Genomic DNA, 23627 nt, shown 5'->3' with positions numbered 1-23627 from the left:
ATTACTTCCACCAGTACTCGACTTGTACACCCATGTTCGAGCCATGCCGCGCAGTGCCATAGGCACCGGTATCAGATAATGCCGAACCCGCCGCCAGCTCATTGGCCGCACGCTTGGCCGCCTGGTTCCAGGACGCATAGGTGTAATACAACCGCACTTCCGGCCGAGCCCAGAACTCAGGACCTTTGGGCGACCAGGTCGGAGCGAACGTGAATTTGCTCAACTTGCGCGTGCCCCCCGTGGCGTCAACCTGATCGTGACCCAGCTCAGCGACCAGTTTGAATTGCTCGCTGATGGCATACGCCGGGCGCACGCCGAGGGAGATCCAATTCTGGTCCTGGCGCCCTGGGCGCACGTCTTTCTGGTACACCGCTTCAACTTGCCCGCCGAAACGCGGGGTCACCTGCCAGTCGAAGAACTCCACTACCCGGTAGCTTTTGCTGCTCCTGTCCAACGCGGTATTGCCGGTATAGCCCAGGCCGGTGCCTGGGCCTTCGCCGTACTGGAGGGCAAACTTGTTCTTGCCCCCCAGGAATGCAGCTTGTACATGCTGCGCGGTCAGCGCCCATCCGCTGTTGGCGTCACGCCCGCCAGCCTTGGCGATGTAGCTCAAGCCAAGCTCCAGCTCGCCGCCAGGGTTGGTATTGAAACCTGCGACGTTGAAGTCGTGACGGGTGGCGTATTCCTTCTGGTACAGGTTGTCCTTGCGTGACAGCGCGTAGCTGTATTTCAAGCCGCCGATCAGCACGTCCTCGATTCCCCCTCCGGTGGCGCTCTGGTTCCAGTAGTAGAAGTCGGAGATATGGATGTCGTTACGCTTGTAGTAACGCCGCCCGGCCCACAGCGAACCGCCATTGAGGCTGGGCAGGTTGGACCATTGCGCGTACATCTGCGGCATACGCGCCGAACCGTTGTTTTCGCCCTGGAATTTCAGGGCACGGTCGTACTGGTTGTAGAGGGAAGCCATGGCATCGACGCTGAACACCGACCCGTCATCGAGGGTCAGCAGGTCCTGGCGCAATTCCAGCTCAGCGTATTGCTCGCATTCGTTGCCCAAGCGGTACTTGGTTTGCGCCCCCGGTAGTTGGAAGCATTGCTGCTTGCCACTGCCCGTCGATGTGCCTGCGCCGCTGCGCAAGTAACCGGCGAATTCCAGAGCCTGGGCGCCAAACGGCGCAGCGAGGCAAGAGGCGATAAGACCCAGCTTTATTTTTGTTTTCATGAAGCGCTCCTTTTATTTTTATTGTTATTTCTTACTGTCTTGCGTGACGCGATCGCCCGTAGGGCGGCTTAGCCCTTGAGGTGCAGCACAAACGATTCGTAAGGGCGCAACACCACCGTGCTCGTGCGCACCGGGCAGTCGGGGTAGTTGCTGATCAGCAAACGTTGTTCGCACGCCGCGTTGATCACCTGATCGGGCAATTGGATTTCGCACGGCGTGCCGTAGAAGTTGTTGAGCACCAGCAGGCGCTCGCCCTGGCCTTCACGCAGGTAGGCCCAAACCTTGGAATGGTCTTGCAGCAGCGGGCGATAAACGCCTTGCTGGATCAGAGGTTCGCGGCGCCGCAGGGCGATCAATGCTCGGTAGTGATGCAGCACCGAGTCCGGGTCATCCAGCTGACTTTCGACATTGATGCGCGCGGCGTTGTCCGGGATGCCAATCCAGGGCTCGCCACGACTGAAACCGGCATTGGCCTGGCTGTTCCACTGCATCGGCGTACGCCCGTTGTCGCGGGACTTCTGCATGATCGCCGCCATGCTCGATGCTTCGGACTCTCCCGCATCGCGCTTGAGTCGGAAGATATTCAGGGTTTCTACATCGCGGTATTGTTCGATCCTGTCAAAGCCCGGGTTGGTCATCCCCAGTTCTTCGCCCTGGTACACATAGGGTGTGCCCTGGAGGAAGTGCAGCGCGGTGGCAAGCATCTTGGCCGAGACCACGCGATATTCGCCGTCATCACCAAATCGCGAAACCACCCGTGGCTGGTCGTGGTTACACCAGAACAGCGCGTTCCAACCGCCACCGGCCTGCATGCCTGTCTGCCAATCAGAGAGAATCTGCTTGAGTTGCAGGAAATCGAAATCGGCCTTTACCCACTTTTGCAGGTTGGGGTAATCGACTTTCAGGTGATGGAAGTTGAAGGTCATCGACAGCTCTTTCGAGGCCGGATTCGAGTAGCGAATGCAGTGTTCCAGGCGGGTGGACGACATCTCGCCCACGTTGATCAGGTCATGGCCGTCGAAGACTTCGCGGTGCATTTGCTGCAGGTACTCGTGCACATGCGGGCCGTCGGTGTAGAAGCGGCGGCCGTCGCTGGTGTCCTCGGGGAAATCGGCGGGCTTGGAGATCAGGTTGATCACGTCCAGGCGGAACCCACCCACGCCTTTGTCACGCCAGAAGCGCATCATCTTGAACACTTCGGCGCGCACCTTGGGGTTGTCCCAATTGAGGTCGGCCTGGGTGTGGTCGAACAGATGCAGGTAGTACTGGCCAGTCTGCGCTTCGTATTCCCAGGCCGAGCCGCCGAACTTGGACTCCCAGTTGTTCGGCTGGTCGCGCCAGATGTAGAAGTCGCGGTAAGGGTTGTCGAGGCTGCTGCGTGCCTGCTGGAACCACTCGTGCTCGACGGAGGTGTGGTTGACCACGATGTCGAGCATCAGCCTGATGCCGCGCTTGGCCGCTTCGCTGATCAGCAAGTCGCAGTCGGCCATGGTCCCGTAGCTGGGGTCGATGGCGTAGTAATCGCTGATGTCGTAGCCGTTGTCGCGCTGGGGTGAGCGCAAAAACGGGGTGACCCACAGGCAATCCACGCCCAGCCAGTGCAAGTAGTCGAGCTTGTCGACGATGCCCAGCAGGTCACCGGTAGCGTTACCCGCGTGGCTGTGGAAGCTTTTGGGGTAGATCTGGTAGATCACCGAGTGTTGCCAGGTTTGCATGGTGGGTTCCTTCAGTAGAGTTGGGTGCTGGCCCTTCTGGCCTCATCGCAGGCAAGCCAGCTCCCACACTTGAATGTGTTCACAAATCACTGTGGGAGCTGGCTTGCCTGCGATAGCGATCTTCAGGCGACCCGGTAACCAGGCCGAATGATCTTCATGCTCAACAGGCAAGTCAGCGCAAACGGCACGACCATCGCCACGATCATGCCGATCACAAACATCGGAATCGCACTCGGCACAATCGAGATAAACCCGGGCAAGCCACCGACGCCGATGGCCGAAGCCGTTACCTTGTTCAGCGACAGGAAAATACTGCCCAGCGCCGAGCCCAGCAGAGCGGCATAGAACGGGAACTTGAAGCGCAGATTCACCCCGAACATCGCCGGCTCGGTGATGCCGAAATAAGCCGAAATTGCCGAGGTGGACGCCATGCTTTTGTCCCGCGCATTGCGGGTCATGTAGAACACGCCCAATGCGGCGCTGCCCTGGGCCAGGTTGGACATGACGATCATTGGCCAGATAAAGGTGCCGCCCTGGGTCGAAATAAGCTGCAGGTCGACGGCCAGGAACATGTGGTGCATACCGGTGATCACCAATGGCGCATACAGCAGGCCGAAAATCGCCCCGCCAATCATGGGTGCAATCTCAAACAGGGTGACCAGGCCTTCGGTAATCAGGATGCCGAGGTGGCGGGTGACCGGGCCGATGATCGCCAGGGCCAGCACGCCGGTAACAACGATGGTGGTGATCGGCACGACCAGCAATTGAATCGCATTCGGTACCCGCGCCCTTAGCCACTTTTCGATCACGCTCATGACGAAGGCGGCCATCAGGATCGGTAGGATCTGCCCTTGATAACCCACCTTCTCGATCTGGAACCAGCCGAAGATATCGAAGTACGGCAGGCTCTGGCCGTCGAGGCCGGCGACCGCCTTGCCGTAGTTCCAGGCGTTGAGCAGGTCGGGGTGCACCAGCATCAGGCCCAGCACAATGCCGAGGATTTCACTGCCGCCAAAACGCTTGGCTGCCGACCAGCCCACCAACGCCGGCAGGAACACGAACGAGGTGTTTGCCATCAGGTTGATCAGGCTCCACAGGCCATCCAGGTTCGGGTAGGCCTCCAGCAGCGTCTTGCCTTCGATGAACATGCCCTTGGCGCCCATCAGGTTGTTCACGCCCATCAACAGGCCGGCGATGATCAGCGCGGGCAGGATCGGCATGAACACATCGGAAAACACCCGCACCAGACGCTGCATGGGGTTGGTCTTGTCGCCGCCGGCTTTCTTCACGTCGGCAATGGTTGAGGCGGCCAGGCCGGTCAGTTCGCGCAGGGCGGCATAGACCTTCTCCACTTCGCCGGGGCCGATCACCACCTGGAACAGGCCGCCGGTAAAGAACGAGCCCTTGACCAGATCGACCTGGTTCAACGCATTGCCGTTGACCAGGCTTGGGTCCTTGAGCGCCAGGCGCAGGCGGGTCACGCAATGGGCAGCTTGCTCAAGGTTATCGCGGCCCCCGAGGTGCTCGAGAATCTCGCGGGCAGTAGACGAATAGTCGTGGCTCATGCTCGTTTTCCACTGTGATTGTTTTTATGGGTGGCAGTCATTGGCAGCACGCCGAGGAGGGAAAAGTACTCGTCTGTACGAGTTAAATCAACAACTCGTCTGTACGAGTTACACTTTTGTTTATATGTGGGAGCTTACTGTCAGACTTTTCCCTCGCCTGCACGGCTATCCAATGGACAAACCCCACCTCTGCCACTAAGGTTCCTGCCTTGAATGCAAGCCAGGCACAGAGCCATCTCATGAGCAAATACAACCAGATCTATACGGATCTGCTTGCCAGCATCACCACCGAACGCCTGCAACGCGGTACGCGCCTTCCCTCCGAAACCGAACTGATGGACGCCTACCAGGCCAGCCGTGGCACCGTGCGACGCGCCATCGAGCAGTTGCAGGAGCGTGGCTTTGCGCAAAAAATCCATGGCAAGGGCACCTTTGTGTTGTCGCCCAACCCGATCGAGTTCCAGTTGGGCGGCATTGTCAGCTTTCACGAGACCCACGCCGACCTGGGCGATGACGTACGCACTGACGTCGTCGAATTCACCCAGATCCCGCTGGAAGGCTCTTTGCTGCAACACATCGAAGCCGAGCCCGGCACGCTGATCACCCGCGTCAAACGCGTACGACGCATCGGTGGCAAGCGCGTGATCCTGGACATCAACCACTTCGTTGCCGACCTGATCCCCGGCCTGGACCACTCGATTGCCGAGCAGTCGATCTACGCGTTTATCGAGCAAACGCTGGGGCTGCAGATCAGCTATGCACAGCGCACCATCGAAGCCCTGCCGCGCAGCAAAGACGACCAGGCGCACCTGGACCTTGATGGGCAAAGCCATGTGATCGTGGTGAGTAACCAGACGTTTTTGCAGGACGGGAGGCAGTTCGAGTACACCGAGTCGCGGCATACGTTGGATAAGTTTTACTTTTCGGATATTGCGCGGCGCTGAGCGTAATCCGGGAAGATCATCTTCTCCCCTACCGCCTCGAACTCTGGGTGAGTGCCTCGGTATTCGGAAAGCTCCGACATCGCGCGAGTCATGCCTCGCGTGCATCCTGGCCAACCATAGGCTGCTTGATCAGGCACTGACATCCCCAAAAACACAAAACCCCGGCACCAGGCCGGGGTTCTGTTATTCAGCACTCACCTGCTATTGCAGGATCATTCCCACTCAATCGTCGCCGGCGGCTTGCTCGACACGTCATACGTCACGCGCGAAATGCCTTCGATTTCATTGATAATACGGCCGCTGACCGTCTCCAGCAGTTCGTAAGGCAGGTGTGCCCAACGGGCGGTCATGAAGTCGATCGTCTCTACGGCACGCAGCGCAACAACCCAGGCGTAACGACGACCATCGCCTACAACGCCAACCGATTTCACCGGCTGGAACACCACGAACGCCTGGCTGACCTTGTGGTACCAGTCGGCCTTGCGCAGTTCTTCAATGAAGATGTGGTCGGCGCGACGCAGCAGGTCGGCGTATTCCTTTTTCACTTCACCGAGGATACGCACGCCCAGGCCCGGGCCTGGGAATGGGTGGCGGTAGACCATGTCGTACGGCAGGCCCAGTTCCAGGCCCAGACGGCGGACTTCGTCCTTGAACAGCTCGCGCAGCGGTTCTACCAGCTTGAGGTTCATTTCCTCAGGCAGGCCACCCACGTTGTGGTGGGACTTGATCACGTGGGCCTTGCCGCTCTTGGCGCCGGCCGACTCGATCACGTCTGGGTAGATGGTGCCTTGGGCGAGGTACTTGATGTTGTCCAGTTTGTTGGACTGGGCATCAAAGACGTCGATGAAGGTACGGCCGATGATCTTGCGCTTCTTCTCCGGGTCGGACTCGCCGGCCAGGTTGTTGAGGAACTGCTCCTCAGCGTTGGCGCGGATCACCTTGACGCCCATGTTCTCGGCGAACATGGCCATCACTTGCTCGCCTTCGTGCAGGCGCAGCAGGCCGTTGTCGACGAATACGCAGGTCAGCTGGTCGCCGATGGCCTTGTGCAGCAAGGCAGCAACTACCGAGGAGTCCACGCCGCCGGACAGGCCGAGCAACACGTTGTCGGTACCGACCTGAGCGCGCACCTGGGCGATGGCGTCTTCAGCGATTTTCGAAGGGGTCCACAGGGCTTCACACTCGCAGATGTCGAGGATGAAGCGCGACAGGATGCGCCCGCCTTGCTTGGTGTGGGTCACTTCCGGGTGGAACTGCACGCCGTAGTAACGACGCTCGTCGCTGAACATGCCGGCGATCGGGCAGCTTGGGGTGCTGGCCAGAATGTGGAAGTCTTCCGGCATCTTGGTGACCTTGTCACCGTGGCTCATCCAGACGTCGAGGCCGAACAGGCCGTCGGCGTCGATGTGGTCTTCAATGCCGTCCAGCAGGCGGCTCTTGCCGACCACGTCCACACGGGCATAACCGAATTCACGCAGCTCGGAGCCTTCCACCTTGCCGCCCAGTTGTTCGGCCATGGTTTGCATGCCGTAGCAGATACCGAACACCGGTACGCCCAGGTCGAATACCGCTTGCGGGCAACGCGGGCTGTTGGCTTCGTGCACGGACTCGGGGCCACCGGCGAGGATGACGCCTTTAGGGGCGAATTCGCGGATCGCTGCGTCGTCCATGTCGAACGGGTGCAGTTCGCAGTACACGCCGATTTCACGCACGCGGCGGGCGATCAGCTGGGTGTACTGGGAACCGAAATCGAGGATCAGGATGCGATGGGCGTGAATGTCGAGGGCCATGAAGTCAGTCTCGTCTAATGAATCAGAAACAACTCGGGGCTGAAAGAACAGCCCCGGTTACTTAACATTTTGCTGGAAGGCTCAACCTACACGGTAGTTTGGCGCTTCCTTGGTGATCTGCACGTCGTGGACATGGGATTCAGCCATGCCTGCGCCGGTGATCCGTACGAACTCTGGCTTGGTGCGCATTTCTTCGATGTCGGCGCTGCCGGTGTAGCCCATCGAGGAACGCAGGCCGCCCATCAGTTGATGGATGATCGCGCTCAGGGTGCCTTTGTACGGCACACGGCCTTCGATACCTTCCGGTACGAGCTTCTCGGCGCCTGCCGAGGAGTCCTGGAAGTAACGATCGGAAGAACCTTGCGCCTGGGACATGGCGCCCAGCGACCCCATGCCACGGTAAGCCTTGTACGAACGGCCCTGGAACAGTTCGATCTCGCCAGGCGCTTCTTCGGTACCGGCGAACATCGAGCCCATCATCACGCAGGAAGCACCGGCCACGATGGCCTTGGACAGGTCACCGGAGAAACGGATGCCGCCGTCGGCGATCAACGGTACGCCAGTGCCTTCAAGGGCAGCGGCGACGTTGGCGATAGCGCTGATCTGCGGCACGCCCACACCGGCGACGATACGCGTGGTGCAGATCGAGCCAGGGCCGATACCGACCTTGACAGCGTCAGCGCCAGCTTCGGCCAGAGCCTTGGCGGCAGCGCCGGTGGCGATGTTGCCGCCGATCACTTGCACGCCAGGGAAGTTCTGCTTGACCCAGCGCACGCGGTCGATCACGCCTTTGGAGTGACCGTGGGCGGTGTCGACCACCACCACGTCAACACCGGCAGCAACCAGCGCCGAAACGCGGTCGCCCGTGTCTTTACCGGTGCCGACTGCCGCGCCAACACGCAGACGACCCTGGTCATCCTTGCTGGCCAGCGGGTAGGCCTTGGCTTTTTCGATGTCGTTGACGGTCATCATGCCCTTGAGGGCGAATTTGTCATCGACGATCAGCACGCGCTCGATGCGGTGCTTGTGCAGCAGTTCGCGCACATCGTTCTTGTCGGCGCCTTCCTTGACAGTAACGAGGCGCTCTTTAGGCGTCATCACTTCACGGACGGTGACTTCAAGGCGGTTCTCGAAACGCACGTCACGGGAAGTGACGATGCCGACCAGGTCGCCATCGTGCAGCACCGGGACGCCGGAGATGTTGTGCATGCGAGTGAGTTCGAACAGGTCACGCACGGTGGCGTCGGCTTCGATGGTGATTGGATCTTTCACCACACCGGCTTCGTAACGCTTGACCTTGCGCACTTCGGCAGCTTGCTGCTCGATAGTCATGTTCTTGTGGATGATGCCGATGCCGCCTTCCTGAGCCATGGCAATGGCCAGACGGGCTTCGGTGACGGTGTCCATGGCAGCGGAAACCAGGGGAATATTCAGCTCGATGCCACGGGTTAGGCGGGTCTTGAGACTGACTTCGTTAGGAAGCACCTCGGAATAACCGGGCACTAGGAGAATGTCGTCGAATGTCAGAGCTTCTTGGCTGATACGCAGCATCGCGGGGGCTCCCGAGCGGGAAAATGGAAGCGCGCCATTATATACATGCACCCTGCCCGGCTCAATGTAAAACTCTGACAAACTTGGTAATACTGATAGAAGGATTAAAGCTCGACTTTGACCCAGCTCATTTTCTGGTCCAACCAATCGGCAAATTCGTCGATAAAGCTCTGCTTGAACCCCGCCTCCGCCCAGTTGTTGAAGATGAACCCCAGGTTGGAAAACCCGCATTCCTGCAGGAACAGAAAGCCGTTGATGTCATCTTCATGCCCACACAGCGGGCAGGTGAAGTTGTCGGTGTGACCAGGCATCCAGTCTTCCAGGCTTTCGAACAGCGCCTCGCCAACTTCCTTCAGGCATTCCGGGCAGCCGGCTTCTTCAAGGAACCCCTTGGCCGGCGTGTAGATGCAACGCTTGTAGATGATCTCCAGGCCATTGACCGGCTCGTTGAACGGCAGCGCTTCAGGGTGCAGCACCACGGCGCGGGCGCCATCGGCCAGGGCGTAGCCCATGCGGTTGCCGGTACGCCCGCAAGTGGTGAGTTCTTCCTTGATGATGTTCTTGCGCACCAGCCAGCGCACAATCGCCCGGGCGCGGGGTTCGTGGACGGGCAAGGTGGAGATTTTCGGGACAAGGATGCTTTGGGAGTTCATGGGAGTCCTGCGGTGTGGCTATTGGCGCCATCGCGGGCAAGCCCGGCTCCCACAGTTGATCGCATTCCAATGTGGGAGCCGGGCTTGCCCGCGATGACGCCCGGGAGGACGGCAGCTTAATCCCTGAAAAAATCAGGTCAAGTACTCACATACCGCCCGATCAGCGCAATACCACTGGCCAATACCAACCATGTCACCAACCGCACGAACGCCTCACGGGACAGCCGCATCGTCAGCCTGCGTCCACACCACAGCCCCAGGGCCATCGCCGGCAACAGGCAAACCGCCAACATCAATAACGGCAAATCTGCATACACGCCGGCAATCAGGAACAGACTCAAACGCACGACCGTGCTGCAACTGATCAGCGCGCTTTGCGTGGCCCGCGCCGCGTCCTTGGGCAAACGGCTGTTCAGGTAAATCGCATATAAAAAGCCGCCACTGCCGAATAGCGCACCAAACAGCCCCCCAACAGTGCCCATGGGAATCGACCAGCCCGCTGCCAGCTCAGTCGGCCGTGCCTTCACGGCCAGGCTGTAAATCGCGTAGGCGCTGATAAACAGGCCCATCAACAGCAGCAACAGGTCCGAATGCAGGTTGAGCAAAAACACCACGCCCAGGCTGCAGCCGATGGCCATGCAGGGCAGCAACCGCAACAGTTCTGGTTTGTTCACATCGCGCCGCGTTTGCAGCAAGCCGCCAAACGCCGCGACAAAGTCGAGAAGCACCAGCAACGGGATGATCTTCGACAGTGGCATAAACACAATCAGGATCGGCCCGGCGACCAAGGCCGTCCCGAACCCGGCAATGCCAAACACCACATAGGCCAGCACCACACCCAGGCCGATCACCAGCCAATCCACAGCCCCGAACGACCACTGACTCATCAACTCAACCAGGCTCATGGGTTATTCCTTGTTGCACATGGCCTTCACTTTAGCCATTGGCGACTGTTGCGACTAATATCTTCAAAGCTAGCCACTCATCTCAAAAAGGCATGACTCGTGATCTCCACGCGGCAACTGCGTTACTTCGTCGAAATCGCCGAGAGCGGCAGCTTCAGTGCCGCGGCCGAACGCCTGTTTGTGGCGCAGTCGGCCTTGAGCCGGCAGATTAAGGAACTGGAAAATCAACTGCAAACCCCATTGTTCGAACGCACCGCACGCCAACCGCGGCTCACAGCGGCCGGTGAAGCGTTCTACCCACGGGCGCGCAATTTGCTGAGTGAGTTGCTCAAGGCCAGCGAAGTGGCGACCCTAGTAGGCAATGGCCAGCTTGGCACGCTGCGCCTGAGTCACTCGAGCACAGTGCCGATGAGCGGCGCGTTATTGCACGGCATCAGCACCTGGCTAGAGCGCTGCCCTGGAGTATCGGTGGATATCGCCAAGCTCTCCTCCGAAGCCCAGTTGGAGGACATCGCCGAGGGTCGCCTGGACGTCGGCCTGCTGCGCTTGCCCGTACTGCGCCAGCGCGACGGCGTGCGTGTGCTGCCGTTGTACACGGAGCCGTTGGTGCTGGCGGTGCCGCCGAATCATCCGTTGGCACGCAGCGACGCGCCGGTGGAGTTGGCGCAGCTAAAGGACCAAGCGTTTATCTCGGTCCCCCATCCCCAACGCGGCGGGCTGAGTTATCTGTCGGCCGAACTGTGCATGCGTGCAGGATTTTTCCCCAGGGCCGCACGGGTGATGTCGCGCAAGACCACGCAGTTGCAATTGATCCAGGCCGGTTTCGGCATTGCCTTGTTACCAAAATCCATGCAGGACATCGCCCCCGCCAACCTGCACTTTTTACCCCTGGCCGACCCGGACTGCCATAGCACCGTGGCCCTCGCCTGCGCGCAGGCGCCGAACGCGCTGGTAGAGCAGTTCTGTCAAACCCTGCACGAATGCCTATAAACTGCCGCCCATGATTAAAGATCCTTTTGCCCGTCTGGGCCTGGACCGCGAAGTCCTGACTGTCAGCCAGCTCAACGGCCGCGCGCGGGTGTTGCTGGAAGACGTGTTCACCAATATCTGGGTCGAAGGCGAAATCTCCAACCTCGCCCGCCCGGCTTCCGGCCATGTGTATTTCACCCTCAAGGACAGCGGGGCCCAGGTGCGTTGCGCGCTGTTTCGCAACAACGCTGCACGCGTGCGCCAGGCGTTGAAGGACGGCCTGGCGGTCAAAGTGCGTGGCAAGGTCTCGTTGTTCGAGGGGCGTGGCGACTATCAACTGATCCTCGACACCGTGGAACCTGCCGGCGATGGCGCGCTGCGCCTGGCCTTCGATGCCTTGAAGGAAAAGCTCAGCGCCGAAGGCCTGTTCAGCGCCGAGCGCAAGGTGCCGCTGCCCGCGCACCCGCGGCGTATCGGCATCATCAGTTCGCCGACCGGCGCGGTGATTCGCGACATCATCAGTGTGTTCCGCCGCCGGGCGCCGAACATTGAACTGACACTGATCCCGACCGCTGTGCAGGGCCGCGAGGCGATCCCGCAGATCGTGCGGGCGCTCAAACTCGCCGATGCCCGCGGCTTCGACGCGCTGATCCTGGCCCGTGGCGGCGGCTCACTGGAAGATCTCTGGTGCTTCAACGAAGAAGCCGTGGCCCGAGCGGTGGACGCCTGCGTCACGCCCATCGTCAGCGCCGTCGGCCATGAAACCGATGTGTCAATCAGCGACTTTGTGGCGGACGTGCGCGCTCCGACGCCCTCCGCCGCCGCCGAGCTGCTGGCACCGGACGCCAGCCATCTGGTGCGCCAGGTAGACAACCTGCATCGGCGCCTGGTGATGCTGATGCGCAACCGCCTGAGCCACAGCCGCCTGCGCCTGGAAGGCATGGCCCGGCGCCTGCGTCACCCGGGCGAGCGCTTGCGCCAGCAGGCACAACGTCTGGATGACCTGGACATGCGTATGCGCCGCGCCTTCGAGCGCGGCCTCAATACCCGTCGCGAGCGCTTGATTCGCCTGGAGACCCGCCTCGCCGGCCAGCATCCGGGCCGCCAATTGGCGCTGTTGCGCCAGCGCCTGGACAGCCTCGCCGAACGCCTGCCCCGAGCCATGCGCGAAGGTCTCAAGGCCCGACGCCTGCAACTGCAAAGCCAGGTGCAGACGTTGCAGGTGGTCAGCCCGCTGGCGACCCTGGGCCGTGGCTACAGCATCCTGCTGGATGAACGCGGCCAGGCGATTCGCAATGCCGCACAAACCCACACCGGCCAGCGCCTGACCGCGCGCCTGGGTGAAGGTCAACTGCAAGTGCGGGTGGAAGACAATCACCTGACACCCGTCACCCTTTCGCTACTGGATTGATTGATGCCACGTCTACTGAGTTTGTTGCTGCTGTGCCTGTCCATGAATACCTACGCGGACAGCTATATCACCCGCACCTTGAACAAACCGGTGCCCGGTGGTGTGGCCGTGGTCGAACTGGGACCGGCCGCCACGGCGCCCAAAGCCACATACCAAGGCAAACCGGTACTGGTGGTCAAAGAACAGGACAACTGGCTAGCCATCGTCGGTATCCCGTTGACGGTCAAGCCTGGTAACGAGCGCATCAGCAGCGGCGGGCGCAACTTGCCGTTTATCGTCGGTTACAAGAAGTACCCGGAACAGCGCATCACGCTGAAGAATAAAAGCCAGGTCAACCCTGACCCGGCCCAGCTCAAGCGCATCGAAGGCGAGTTGGCGGTACAGCTCAAGGCTTACCGCAGTTTCAGCCCCACCCTGCCGAGCAACCTGGTGCTGGACAAACCGGTGAACGGCCCGTTGTCGAGCAAGTTCGGGGTGCGGCGCTTCTTCAACGGCGAAGAGCGCAACCCACATTCGGGCCTCGACTTCGCCGTACCGGCCGGTACGCCGATCAAGACGCCCGCGAACGGCAAGGTGATTCTGGTTGGCAATTACTTCTTCAATGGCAACACGGTATTCGTCGACCATGGCCAGGGCTTTATCAGCATGTTCTGCCATATGTCGAAGATCGACGTGAAGGTGGGCCAGCAACTGGTGCGCGGTGCGGTCGTGGGCAAGGTGGGTTCGACCGGACGGGCGACGGGGCCGCACATGCACTGGAACGTCAGCCTGAACGACGCACGGGTTGACCCGGCTATCTTTATCGGCGCATTCCAACCCTGAAACACGCAATTGCGCGCCCCATCACCGGCGCGCAATTAAAACCAGCTATCAACTTCAAAACCAGCATAAAATCTCGTTTATTCTGCACAGAGCAGAACTTATCTCAATTTTTATCGACTGCTTGCCATCTTTCACCCCTGCGGTTAGGGTTGGGCTTATGAAAACCTCTCACACCCTCATTCAGCTTCGCCAGCACCGCAGCCTGTGCCTCGTCAGCGCACGACTGCCAGGCTGAATCGATCTGCCTCGTCCCAAGCTTTCTCCCCAAAAACAGTTTCACGGCAGGCCGCCTTTTCTCGGCCCCTACAACAAAGGATTTCCCGATGAGCATGCTCAAAGACCCGTCGTCGAAGTACCGCGCGTTCCCGACCATTGATATTCCGGACCGCACCTGGCCATCGAAGACCATCACCACCGCGCCGATCTGGTGCAGCTCTGACCTGCGTGATGGCAACCAGTCGCTGATCGAGCCGATGGACGCCGCGAAAAAGCTGCGTTTCTGGAAGACCCTGGTATCTGTAGGCGTGAAGGAAATCGAAGCCTCGTTCCCGGCCGCCTCGCAAACCGACTTCGACTTTGTGCGCACCCTGATCGAAGACAACCACATCCCCGAGGACACCACCATCCAGGTGCTGACCCAGGGCCGTGAAGACTTGATCGCACGCACCTTCGAATCCCTGCGCGGCGCCAAGAAGGCCATCGTGCACTTGTACAACGCCACGTCGCCATCGTTCCGACGCATCGTGTTCAACCAGGACAAGGATGGCATCAAGGCTATCGCCGTCAACGCGGCCAAACTGTTCGTCAAATACGCCGCCCAACAGCCTGAAACCCAGTGGACCTTCGAATACTCCCCGGAAACGTTCAGCGCCACTGAGTTGGAGTTCGCCAAGGAAGTCTGCGACGCAGTGATCGAGGTGTGGAACCCGACGCCCGAGCACAAGATGATCCTCAACCTGCCGGCCACCGTTGAATGCGCCACACCGAACATCTATGCCGACCAGATCGAGTGGTTCGGTCGCCATATCAACCGTCGTGACAGCGTGATCATCAGCCTGCACACCCACAACGATCGCGGCACCGGCGTGGCCGCCACCGAACTGGGCCTGATGGCCGGCGCCGACCGCGTCGAAGGCTGCCTGTTCGGCAACGGCGAGCGTACCGGCAACGTCGACCTGGTGACCGTGGCCCTGAACATGTACACCCAGGGCCTGGACCCGCAACTGGACTTCTCCGATATCGACGGTGTGCGCAAAGTCGTTGAAGAGTGCAACCAGATCCAGGTGCACCCGCGTCATCCTTATGTGGGCGACCTGGTACACACCGCGTTTTCCGGCTCCCACCAGGACGCGATCCGCAAAGGCTTCTCCCAGCAGAAAGACGATGCGCTGTGGGAAGTGCCGTACTTGCCGATCGACCCGGCGGACATTGGCCGCAGCTACGAAGCGGTGATTCGTGTAAACAGCCAGTCGGGCAAAGGTGGCATCGCCTACCTGCTGGAGCAGGAATACGACATCAGCTTGCCGCGTCGTATGCAGATCGAGTTCAGCCAGGTTGTGCAGGCCGAAACCGACCGCGTGGGCCTTGAGATGACTGCGCCGCAGATCTACGCCTTGCTGCAGCGTGAATACCTGCAAGCCAACACCCCGTACGCGCTGGTCAGCCATCGCCTGCAGGAAGAGAACGGCAACAGCTTTGTCGAGGTGGAAGTTTCCGGCAAGGGCCAGGGCGAAACCAACCTGCACTGGAAAGGCAAAGGCAACGGCGCGCTGGAAGCCTTGGTGGCCGGCCTGCCGATTGGCGTGGAGATCATGGACTACAACGAACATGCCATCGGTGCGGGCACCAATGCCAAGGCGGCCGCCTACATTGAACTGCGCGTGAACGGCGAACGTCCGGTGCATGGTGTGGGCATTGATGAAAACATCACCACCGCCAGCTTCAAGGCGCTGTTCAGTGCGCTGAACCGCTCGCTGAGCCAGTTGGAAGCCAAAGCGGCGTAATCGGCTGCTGAAATGTGAAAGGCCCCTGGGTGTGAATCCAGGGGCCTTTTTGCTTTGGGGTTATGGTGGCGCTGATGGCCCTATCGGGAGCAAGCCCCCTCCCACATTTGAATGTATTCGCAAATCAAAGTGGGAGGGGGCTTGCTCCCGATAGCGGTTTATCAGACAAACTGAAAGCTATCGGCATCCAGGTTCGCTGGAAACCTGGTGCGATAAGCAGCCAGCTCCGCTGCATCCAGAATCACCTGGAACACCCCGTCCGCCTCCCCTGCACTCAGCAAGGTTTCACCCTGGAAATCCAGCACCTGGCTGTCGCCTGTATAGGCAAATCCTTTGCCATCCGTGCCTACCCGATTCACGGCAGCCACATAGCACAGGTTTTCAATCGCCCGCGCCGGCAACAAGCGGTTCCAATGCTGACGACGTGCACCGGGCCAATTAGCGGTGTACAGCAGCAAGTCGGTGTCCTGGGCATCGCGACTCCATACCGGGAAGCGCAGGTCGTAGCAAATCAGTGGGCGAATGCGCCAGCCCTTTAACTCAAACTGCACCTGGCGTTCGCCGGGGGTGTAGTGATCGTGCTCACCGGCCATGCGGAACAGGTGACGCTTGTCGTAATGCAGCACCTCGCCATCCGGCCTTGCCCACAACAGGCGGTTGCGGTGGCTACCGTCGGCGGCCTGGATAATCACGCTGCCAGTGATCACCGCGTTGTATTTGGTTGCCTGCGCCTGGAGCCAGTGATGGGTCGGCCCCTTTTCCGGCTCGGCGAGGGTGGCTGACTCCATGGAGAAACCGGTGGTGAACATCTCCGGCAGTATGATCAGGTCCGCACCATTGGCCTGCTCCAGCAGCAGCTCAAAATGCTCAAGGTTAGCCTGACGGTCATGCCACACCAGGCTGGTCTGAATCAGGGCGATGTTCAGATTGGGCAGTGCACTCAGATCACGCATAGCTTTTCGGCTGCTTGTTGCAGCGTCTCCTCGCGTTTGGCAAAGCACAGACGCACCAGGCGCTGGCCTTGGGGTGGGTTCTGGTAGAACACCGAGACCGGTATGGTCGCCACGCCGTGTTCGCGGGTCATCCACAAGGACATGGCAATGTCATCCAGGTCTGGGCGAATCTGTGAGTAATCCACCAGTTGGAAATAAGTGCCGCTCACCCGGGTAAAACTGAAGCGGGATGGCCCCAGCAGGTCGCAAAACATGTCGCGCTTGGCCTGGTAAAAGGCCGGCAGTTCTTCGACATGCTCCGGGTGATCAGCCATGAAGTCAGCCAAAGCGTACTGCAAAGGGGTCACGCCGCAAAAGTTGACATATTGATGCACCTTGCGCAGTTCGGCAGTCAGAGCCGGCGGCGCGACCACGTAACCGGTTTTCCAGCCGGTCACGTGATAGGTCTTGCCGAAGGAGCTGACCACGAAGGCGCGCTGATACAGCTCCTGATGGGCCAATATGCTGACGTGAGGCACACCGTCGAACACCAGGTGTTCGTAGACCTCATCGCTGACCAGGTAGATATCGCGGTCGCGGATCAGTTCGGCCAACTGGTCCAGCTCGGCGCGGCTGATCAGCGCACCAGTGGGGTTATGTGGCGAGTTGATGATGATCATGCGGGTGCGCGGCGACAGCGCCGCCTTGATCTGCTCGAAGTCGAGGGCAAAACCGTCCAGACTCAGTTGCACATGAACGCAACGACCACCGGCCAGCTCCACCGAGGGCTCATAGCTGTCGTAGCTGGGGTCGAACACGATGACTTCATCGCCACTGCGAATCACCGCCTGGATCGCGCAGAAGATCGCCTCGGTGGCGCCAGGAGTGATGGTCACCTCGCTGTCGGCATCGACTGCGGCGCCATAACTGCGAGCAATCTTGGCGGCCACCTGCTGACGCAACACGGGCAAGCCGGTCATGGGCGCGTACTGGTTGTGACCCAGAGCGATATGCTTGCCCACTGCATCGAGTAAACCTTGCGGGCCATTGAAATCCGGGAAACCCTGGGACAGGTTGAGCGCGCCGGTTTCAGCGGCGAGTTGCGACATAGTGGTGAAAATGGTCGTGCCGACATTCGGCAGCTTGCTGGTGATCATCGGAGGCCCCTGCAGGTGAGCCCCAAGTTTTAAGCTGCCAATTGCATCGGGTCAAGGCACAAACGGTCGCGCACAAAAAAGGGCTCCAAAGGAGCCCTCTCTTGCAGCGTGTCGCTTACAACGCAAAGCTGCCGTTATTTCTTGTCACGGCGCTTCTTGTCGGCCTTCTTGTGGTGAGTCATCAAACGACGCTTCTTGTTCACCTGACGGTCGGTCAGTGTGTTCTTGTTGCCTTCGTATGGGTTCTCGCCACCCTTGAACTCGATACGGATCGGCGTACCGACCAGTTTCAAGACTCGGCGGTAAGTGTTTTCCAGGTAACGCACGTAGGACTTGGGCACCTTCTCGATCTGGTTACCGTGGATCACGATAATCGGCGGGTTGGCACCACCCAAGTGGGCGTAACGCAGTTTGATCCGACGGTTGTTGACCATCGGCGGTGCGTGCTCGCCCACGGCGTCTTCGAGGATCTGGGTCAGACGGTTGGTCGGCCAGCGGGTGACCGCGGACTTGAACGAGTTCTGTACCGAGGCGTAGAGGTTACCCACGCCAGTACCGTGCAGTGCCGAGATAAAGTGGATATCGGCGAACTCGACGAAGAACAACCGACGCTGCAGTTCGATCTTGACGAAATCGCGCTCGCTCGGCGTCATGCCGTCCCACTTGTTGATCGCGATCACCAGGGCCCGACCGGCTTCCAGGGCAAAGCCCAGCAAGTTGAGGTCGTGGTCCACCACGCCTTCGCGGGCGTCCATCACGAAGATCACCACGTTGGCGTCTTTGATCGCTTGCAGGGTTTTGACCACGGAGAACTTTTCAACTTCTTCGTGGATCTTGCCGCGCTTGCGCACACCAGCGGTGTCGATCAGCGTGTACTTCTCGTCGTTACGCTCGAACGGGATGTAGATACTGTCGCGAGTGGTGCCGGGCTGGTCGTAGACGATAACGCGGTCTTCACCGAGCATACGGTTGACCAGGGTCGACTTGCCGACGTTCGGGCGGCCGATGATAGCGATCTTGATACCGTCTTTTTCGCTCGGGCCAGGAATGCGCTTGGCTTCCTCGCCTTCAGCGACGATCTCTTCCTCGCCCTCTTCTTCCTCGACATCATCCTTGGGGAAGTCGCGCAGGGCGATTTCCAGCATCTGGGTGATGCCACGGCCGTGGGCACCCGCGACCGGGATCGCATCACCGAGGCCCATCGGGCTGAATTCGGCACGGGCCGCCTCAGGATCGATGTTGTCGATCTTGTTGGCGACCAGATAGGAACGCTTGTTGCGCTTGCGCAGGTGCTCGCCAATCATCTGGTCAGCGGCGGTATAGCCCGCGCGGGCGTCCACCAGGAACAACACGACATCGGCTTCTTCAATGGCCAGCAGCGACTGCTCGGCCATTTTTTCGTCCATGCCATGCTCGTCACCGGAGATACCACCGGTGTCGACAATAATGTAGGAGCGCCCTTGCCACTTTGCCTCACCGTATTGGCGATCACGGGTCAGACCGGACAAGTCGCCGACAATGGCGTCGCGAGTCCTGGTCAGGCGGTTGAACAAGGTGGACTTGCCGACGTTAGGTCGGCCCACCAGGGCGATTACGGGAACCATGCGGCTCTCCACTTCGTTATTTCAGAAAATACAAAAGCCGCTGCAGGGCAGCGGCTGGTGCTCGGGGCAGCATCGTCAGATGCCGCATGCCCCGCAAAAGCAGGGCCGCCTGGGTGTTACCCCAAGCATGGTTCTTACTTGATGGTCAGGGCTTCCAGCTTGCCGCCGTTGCCATACACATAAAGCATGTTACCTACCACCAGCGGACGCGCACGCAGGCCGTCGCTGTCGATACGTTGGCGACCGACAAAGCGACCATCCACCTGGCTCAGCAGGTGCAGGTAACCTTCAAAGTCACCGACTGCTACGTAGCTGGAGAAGACTTCCGGTGCCGACAGTTGGCGGCGAGCCAGCGAGTCGTTGCTCCACAGTGCAGTGGTGGAACGCTCATCGACACTTTCAACGGTGCCGGAGGCCAGGCTCACGTAGACGCTGCCAAACCCTTGGGCGACACCCGCATAGCTGGAAGCATCACGCTGCCAGTTGATGCGGCCGCTTTGCAGGTCCAGCGCGGCAACACGGCCCTGATAGGTGGCCACGTAGAGGGTTTCACCCGACAGCAGCAGGCCACCGTCGATGTCCACGACGCGGTCCAGCTCGGAACGGCCTTGCGGGATAGCCACACGGGTTTCCCACGCCGGCACGCCGTTCTGGGTATCCAGGGCGACTACTTTACCGGTCGACAGGCCAGCCACAGCGAGATTGTTGGTCACAATCGGACCACTGGTACCACGCAGGGTCAACACCGCCGGGGTGCTGTCGTACAACCAGCGTTGGTCGCCAGTGGAGGCATCCAGACCGATTACGCGGTCATCCTGGGTCTGCACCACGACGATATCGCCGTTGGTCGCTGGCGCCGAGAGCACTTCACTGGTCACGCGAGCGCGCCATTTCTCTTCGCCGGTGCTGGAGTCGAGTGCGACCACATCACCTTTGAGCGTACCGATCAGCACCATGCCGTAGCCGACACCCACACCACCGGAAACCGGCAGCTCGAGGTCTTTCTTCCACTTGACGTCGCCGTTCATGCGATCCATGGCAACCACGACGCCAGTGGAATCAGTGGCCACGATGTTGTCGCCGTCGATCGCCGGCTGCAACAGGTTGTAGAGGTCGCCCTGCCCGTCACCAATGGATTGGCTCCATTGTTTTTGCAGGACCACTTCTTCCTTGAAGCTGGTCAGCTCGGCAGGTGGCAGTTCTTTTTTGCTGTTGCTGCTGCAACCCGCGGCCAAAACGGCCAGAGCCAGCAATGCTGCATGTTTCCAACGGATCACGTCACGCATCCCCTTTGGCCAAGTCGTCGAGCTTGATTTGTAAGCCACCGACCGCCGCTTCATCAGACAGCGCCGCCTTGGCTTTTTGGTACGCAGCATGGGCTTCGTCGGTACGACCCAATTGGACCAACAGGTCGCCCTTGAGCTCTTCGCGAGTGGCCACGAATGCCTTGTCAGCATCGCCGTCGAGCAGTTTGAGTGCTTCGTCAGCCTTGTTCTGTGCCGCCAATACCTGTGCCAGGCGCTGACGTGCGATTTCACCCAGGGTCGGGTTGGTCGGCTTGTCGGCAATGGCCTTCAGCTCGGTGGCTGCGTCATCCAGCTTGCCGGTATCGACCGCGACTTTCGCGACGAACAGGCTGCCGTACTGGGCGTAGGTGCTACCGCCGAATTCGTTTTTCAGCTTGCCGGCCAGGTCTGCCACCTGTGCAGGGTCAGGCTTGCCGTCCGGCGTCAGGGTAGTTTCCAGCAATTGCTGGTAAACGATCGAGGCGCCCTGGGATTGGTTGGCCTGATACTTGGTCCAGGCTTGCCAGCCGAACACCACCACTAACGCCAGCAGGCCGCCAGTGACCAGGGGCTTGCCGTTACGCTGCCACCAGTCCTTGAACTCGGCCAGTTGCTCATCATCAGTACTCGACACCCCAATACTCCTTAATCGCTAAATTCGGCTGTTCGACAGCTTCAACCCTGCACGACGCAGGTGGCCAAGTGCGCAGCGAGCGCATCAAAGGCAACGTTCTGTTGTTCACCCTGGCCACGCAGGGGTTTGAAACCTATCACTTGCTGGGCCAATTCGTCATCGCCAAGGATCAGTGCGTACAGCGCACCGCTCTTGTCGGCCTTCTTGAACTGGCTCTTGAAGCTGCCGGCGCCGGCATTGATCTGCAGGCGCAGGTTCGGCAGTTGGTCGCGCACCTTCTCGCTCAAGGCCAGTGCGGCCAGTTCGGCAGCCTCGCCAAAAGCGCACAGGTACACGTCCACCTGACGGGAAATTTCTTCGGGAACCTGTTCAAGGGTTTCCAGCAACAGGATCAGTCGCTCGATACCCATGGCAAAGCCCACGCCCGTAGTCGGCTTGCCGCCCATTTGCTCGACCAGGCCGTCGTAGCGACCACCGGCACACACGGTGCCTTGGGCGCCGAGCTTGTCGGTGACCCACTCGAATACAGTCTTGCTGTAGTAGTCGAGGCCACGCACCAGCTTGGGGTTGATCACGTAGGGAATCCCCGCGGCATCCAGGCGAGCCTTGAGGCCCTCGAAGTGCACGCGGGATTCGTCGTCCAGGTAATCGGCCATTTTCGGTGCGTTGACCAATACGGCCTGGGTGTCGGCGTTCTTGGTATCCAGAACGCGCAACGGGTTGGTCTTCAGACGGCGCTGGCTGTCTTCGTCCAACTTGTCCAAGTGAGCCGACAGGTATTCGACCAGGGCTTCGCGATAGCGGCCCCGGGACTCGCTGGTACCCAGGCTGTTGAGTTCGAGCTTGACCGCATCGCGGATGCCCAGTTGGCCCCACAGGCGCCAGGTCAGCACGATCAGCTCGGCGTCGATGTCCGGACCGTCCAGGTTGAAGACTTCGCAACCGATCTGGTGGAACTGGCGATAGCGGCCTTTCTGCGGGCGCTCGTGGCGGAACATCGGGCCGATGTACCAGAGCTTCTGGGTTTGGCCACCACCGGTGATGCCATGTTCCAGTACGGCGCGCACGCACGCGGCAGTGCCTTCCGGACGCAGGGTCAGGGAGTCGCCGTTGCGGTCTTCGAAGGTGTACATCTCTTTTTCGACGATGTCGGTCACTTCACCGATGGAGCGTTTGAACAGCTCGGTGAACTCGACGATCGGCATGCGGATCTGCTTGTAACCGTAGTTATCCAGCAGGCGCGCGACAGTGCTTTCGAAGTAGCGCCACAGTGGCGTCTGCTCCGGCAGGATGTCGTTCATGCCACGAATGGCTTGCAGAGACTTGCTCACATCAAATCCTTAAATTCGTTCAATCAGCCGCGAGCGATCAGCGCTGCGTCAGCGGCGACCTTCTCGGCCGCTTTCTCGCGGATCAGCTTTTCCAGCTCATCCACCAGATTGTCATTCGTTAGCTTCTGCGACGGCTTGCCGTCGATGTAAATCAAATTCGGCGTACCACCGGTCAGGCCCACATGAGCCTCTTTGGCCTCACCCGGCCCGTTGACCACGCAACCGATGACTGCGACATCCAGCGGCACCAGCAGGTCTTCGAGGCGCAGCTCCAGGTCGTTCATGGTTTTCACCACGTCGAAGTTCTGCCGCGAGCAGCTCGGGCAGGCAATGAAGTTGATACCACGGGAACGCAAACGCAGGGATTTGAGAATGTCGTAGCCGACCTTCACTTCCTCTACGGGGTCTGCCGCCAGGGAGATGCGGATAGTATCGCCAATCCCTTCGGCGAGCAGCATACCGAGACCCACCGCAGATTTCACTGTGCCTGAGCGCAAACCGCCAGCTTCAGTGATACCCAAGTGCAGTGGTTGCACGATTTCCTTGGCCAGCAGGCGGTAGGCTTCTACCGCCATGAACACATCGGAGGCCTTTACGCTGACCTTGAAGTCCTGGAAATTCAGGCGCTCCAGGTGCTCAACGTGGCGCAGTGCCGACTCGACCAGCGCCGCCGGGGTAGGCTCGCCGTATTTTTTTTGCAGGTCTTTTTCCAGGGAGCCGGCGTTCACGCCAATGCGGATCGGAATCCCACGATCACGGGCAGCGTCCACCACGGCGCGCACGCGGTCTTCGCGACCGATGTTGCCCGGGTTGATACGCAGGCAGTCCACACCCAGCTCGGCCACGCGCAGTGCAATCTTGTAGTCGAAGTGAATGTCGGCAACCAGCGGCACCTTGACCAACTGCTTGATGCGGCCGAAAGCCTCGGCGGCATCCATGTCCGGTACGGAAACCCGCACGATGTCTACGCCGGCCGCTTCCAGACGATTGATCTGGGCGACGGTGGCGGCCACATCGTTAGTGTCGCTGTTGGTCATGCTTTGCACTGCAATGGGGGCATCGCCCCCCACGGGCACCGAGCCGACCCAGATCTTGCGCGATACGCGACGTTTGATTGGAGATTCGCCGTGCAT

General features: G+C 60.1%; 19 protein-coding genes. 5 read left to right on the top strand and 14 right to left on the bottom strand.

Going from position 1 to position 23627, the window contains the following annotated elements:
• Position 1 precedes the first annotated feature (1 nt).
• From JH25_RS07525 to treP, 3 genes are all read right to left on the bottom strand, one after another.
• Positions 2–1222: a maltoporin gene (locus JH25_RS07525; RefSeq protein ID WP_005791151.1), complete on the bottom strand. Its 1221-nt coding sequence runs from the start codon at positions 1220–1222 to the stop codon at positions 2–4.
• A gap of 68 nt (positions 1223–1290) precedes the next feature.
• Positions 1291–2937, bottom strand: a complete 1647-nt coding sequence (gene treC, locus JH25_RS07530) for an alpha,alpha-phosphotrehalase (RefSeq protein WP_032879619.1) — start codon at positions 2935–2937, stop codon at positions 1291–1293.
• Between the two features lie 122 nt (positions 2938–3059).
• Positions 3060–4502 (bottom strand): PTS system trehalose-specific EIIBC component, encoded by a 1443-nt coding sequence (gene treP, locus JH25_RS07535; protein ID WP_032879618.1) that lies wholly within the window; start codon positions 4500–4502, stop codon positions 3060–3062.
• A 239-nt stretch (positions 4503–4741) separates the two neighbouring features.
• Here treP and treR point away from each other — a divergent pair, with 239 nt between their 5' ends.
• A complete protein-coding gene (treR, locus tag JH25_RS07540) occupies positions 4742–5446 on the top strand; it encodes a trehalose operon repressor (RefSeq protein ID WP_032879617.1) in 705 nt (234 codons plus the stop codon).
• A gap of 212 nt (positions 5447–5658) precedes the next feature.
• Here the strand turns inward: treR and guaA are convergent, their stop codons facing one another.
• The 4 genes from guaA to JH25_RS07560 form a co-directional block, all read right to left on the bottom strand.
• Entirely contained in the window at positions 5659–7236 is a 1578-nt protein-coding gene (guaA, locus tag JH25_RS07545) for a glutamine-hydrolyzing GMP synthase (RefSeq protein ID WP_005791155.1), read from the bottom strand.
• A gap of 81 nt (positions 7237–7317) precedes the next feature.
• The gene (gene guaB, locus JH25_RS07550) at positions 7318–8787 is read right to left on the bottom strand and encodes an IMP dehydrogenase (protein WP_032879616.1); all 1470 of its coding nucleotides are present in this window, start codon (positions 8785–8787) and stop codon (positions 7318–7320) included.
• 104 nt (positions 8788–8891) lie between these two features.
• Entirely contained in the window at positions 8892–9440 is a 549-nt protein-coding gene (locus JH25_RS07555) for a hypothetical protein (RefSeq protein WP_005791157.1), read from the bottom strand.
• A 137-nt stretch (positions 9441–9577) separates the two neighbouring features.
• Positions 9578–10345, bottom strand: a complete 768-nt coding sequence (locus JH25_RS07560) for a sulfite exporter TauE/SafE family protein (RefSeq protein WP_032879615.1) — start codon at positions 10343–10345, stop codon at positions 9578–9580.
• Positions 10346–10444: 99 nt separating this feature from the next.
• Between JH25_RS07560 and JH25_RS07565 the strand changes: the two genes are divergently transcribed.
• The 4 genes from JH25_RS07565 to leuA all read left to right on the top strand — a co-directional run bounded on the left by JH25_RS07565 (position 10445) and on the right by leuA (position 15550).
• Positions 10445–11335 carry a LysR family transcriptional regulator gene (locus tag JH25_RS07565; protein WP_032879614.1) on the top strand — a complete coding sequence of 297 codons (891 nt, stop codon included), beginning with the start codon at positions 10445–10447 and terminating at the stop codon, positions 11333–11335.
• Positions 11336–11345: 10 nt separating this feature from the next.
• Entirely contained in the window at positions 11346–12725 is a 1380-nt protein-coding gene (gene xseA, locus JH25_RS07570) for an exodeoxyribonuclease VII large subunit (RefSeq protein WP_032879613.1), read from the top strand.
• Positions 12726–12728: 3 nt separating this feature from the next.
• Complete coding sequence (locus JH25_RS07575) at positions 12729–13547, top strand: M23 family metallopeptidase (protein ID WP_032879612.1); 819 nt, start codon at positions 12729–12731, stop codon at positions 13545–13547.
• Between the two features lie 323 nt (positions 13548–13870).
• Complete coding sequence (gene leuA, locus JH25_RS07580; RefSeq protein WP_032879611.1) at positions 13871–15550, top strand: 2-isopropylmalate synthase; 1680 nt, start codon at positions 13871–13873, stop codon at positions 15548–15550.
• A gap of 161 nt (positions 15551–15711) precedes the next feature.
• On the opposite strand, the gene JH25_RS07585 is transcribed toward leuA, so the two are convergent.
• The 7 genes from JH25_RS07585 to ispG all read right to left on the bottom strand — a co-directional run bounded on the left by JH25_RS07585 (position 15712) and on the right by ispG (position 23627).
• A complete protein-coding gene (locus JH25_RS07585) occupies positions 15712–16503 on the bottom strand; it encodes an amidohydrolase (RefSeq protein ID WP_032879610.1) in 792 nt (263 codons plus the stop codon).
• On the bottom strand, positions 16491–17639 hold the full coding sequence (locus tag JH25_RS07590; protein ID WP_032879609.1) for a pyridoxal phosphate-dependent aminotransferase: 1149 nt from the start codon (positions 17637–17639) through the stop codon (positions 16491–16493). The genes JH25_RS07585 and JH25_RS07590 overlap by 13 nt, the downstream gene beginning before the upstream one ends.
• A 134-nt stretch (positions 17640–17773) precedes the next feature.
• Positions 17774–19243 carry a ribosome biogenesis GTPase Der gene (gene der / locus JH25_RS07595; protein ID WP_005791167.1) on the bottom strand — a complete coding sequence of 490 codons (1470 nt, stop codon included), beginning with the start codon at positions 19241–19243 and terminating at the stop codon, positions 17774–17776.
• 134 nt (positions 19244–19377) lie between these two features.
• Complete coding sequence (gene bamB / locus JH25_RS07600; protein ID WP_005791169.1) at positions 19378–20529, bottom strand: outer membrane protein assembly factor BamB; 1152 nt, start codon at positions 20527–20529, stop codon at positions 19378–19380.
• Positions 20522–21163, bottom strand: a complete 642-nt coding sequence (locus tag JH25_RS07605) for a YfgM family protein (protein WP_003194010.1) — start codon at positions 21161–21163, stop codon at positions 20522–20524. Before JH25_RS07605 ends, bamB begins: the two co-directional genes overlap by 8 nt.
• Positions 21164–21204: 41 nt before the next feature.
• A complete protein-coding gene (hisS, locus tag JH25_RS07610; RefSeq protein WP_032879608.1) occupies positions 21205–22494 on the bottom strand; it encodes a histidine--tRNA ligase in 1290 nt (429 codons plus the stop codon).
• Between the two features lie 23 nt (positions 22495–22517).
• Positions 22518–23627, bottom strand: coding sequence for a flavodoxin-dependent (E)-4-hydroxy-3-methylbut-2-enyl-diphosphate synthase (gene ispG / locus JH25_RS07615; protein ID WP_003175952.1), 1110 nt, complete (start codon positions 23625–23627; stop codon positions 22518–22520).

The organism is Pseudomonas sp. BRG-100 (genome assembly GCF_000737955.1).
Classification (GTDB): domain Bacteria; phylum Pseudomonadota; class Gammaproteobacteria; order Pseudomonadales; family Pseudomonadaceae; genus Aquipseudomonas; species Aquipseudomonas synxantha_A.
The sequence above is the reverse complement of the archived record's forward strand: the minus strand, read 5'-3'. Positions and strand labels throughout refer to the sequence as shown.

Coding starts and splice junctions, on each gene's coding strand:
- JH25_RS07525 (WP_005791151.1), bottom strand. CDS start 1,222: ATGAAAACAAAAATAAAGCTGGGTCTTATCGCCTCTTGCCTCGCTGCG.
- treC (WP_032879619.1), bottom strand. CDS start 2,937: ATGCAAACCTGGCAACACTCGGTGATCTACCAGATCTACCCCAAAAGC.
- treP (WP_032879618.1), bottom strand. CDS start 4,502: ATGAGCCACGACTATTCGTCTACTGCCCGCGAGATTCTCGAGCACCTC.
- treR (WP_032879617.1), top strand. CDS start 4,742: ATGAGCAAATACAACCAGATCTATACGGATCTGCTTGCCAGCATCACC.
- guaA (WP_005791155.1), bottom strand. CDS start 7,236: ATGGCCCTCGACATTCACGCCCATCGCATCCTGATCCTCGATTTCGGT.
- guaB (WP_032879616.1), bottom strand. CDS start 8,787: ATGCTGCGTATCAGCCAAGAAGCTCTGACATTCGACGACATTCTCCTA.
- JH25_RS07555 (WP_005791157.1), bottom strand. CDS start 9,440: ATGAACTCCCAAAGCATCCTTGTCCCGAAAATCTCCACCTTGCCCGTC.
- JH25_RS07560 (WP_032879615.1), bottom strand. CDS start 10,345: ATGAGCCTGGTTGAGTTGATGAGTCAGTGGTCGTTCGGGGCTGTGGAT.
- xseA (WP_032879613.1), top strand. CDS start 11,346: ATGATTAAAGATCCTTTTGCCCGTCTGGGCCTGGACCGCGAAGTCCTG.
- JH25_RS07575 (WP_032879612.1), top strand. CDS start 12,729: ATGCCACGTCTACTGAGTTTGTTGCTGCTGTGCCTGTCCATGAATACC.
- leuA (WP_032879611.1), top strand. CDS start 13,871: ATGAGCATGCTCAAAGACCCGTCGTCGAAGTACCGCGCGTTCCCGACC.
- JH25_RS07585 (WP_032879610.1), bottom strand. CDS start 16,503: ATGCGTGATCTGAGTGCACTGCCCAATCTGAACATCGCCCTGATTCAG.
- JH25_RS07590 (WP_032879609.1), bottom strand. CDS start 17,639: ATGATCACCAGCAAGCTGCCGAATGTCGGCACGACCATTTTCACCACT.
- der (WP_005791167.1), bottom strand. CDS start 19,243: ATGGTTCCCGTAATCGCCCTGGTGGGCCGACCTAACGTCGGCAAGTCC.
- bamB (WP_005791169.1), bottom strand. CDS start 20,529: ATGCGTGACGTGATCCGTTGGAAACATGCAGCATTGCTGGCTCTGGCC.
- ispG (WP_003175952.1), bottom strand. CDS start 23,627: ATGCACGGCGAATCTCCAATCAAACGTCGCGTATCGCGCAAGATCTGG.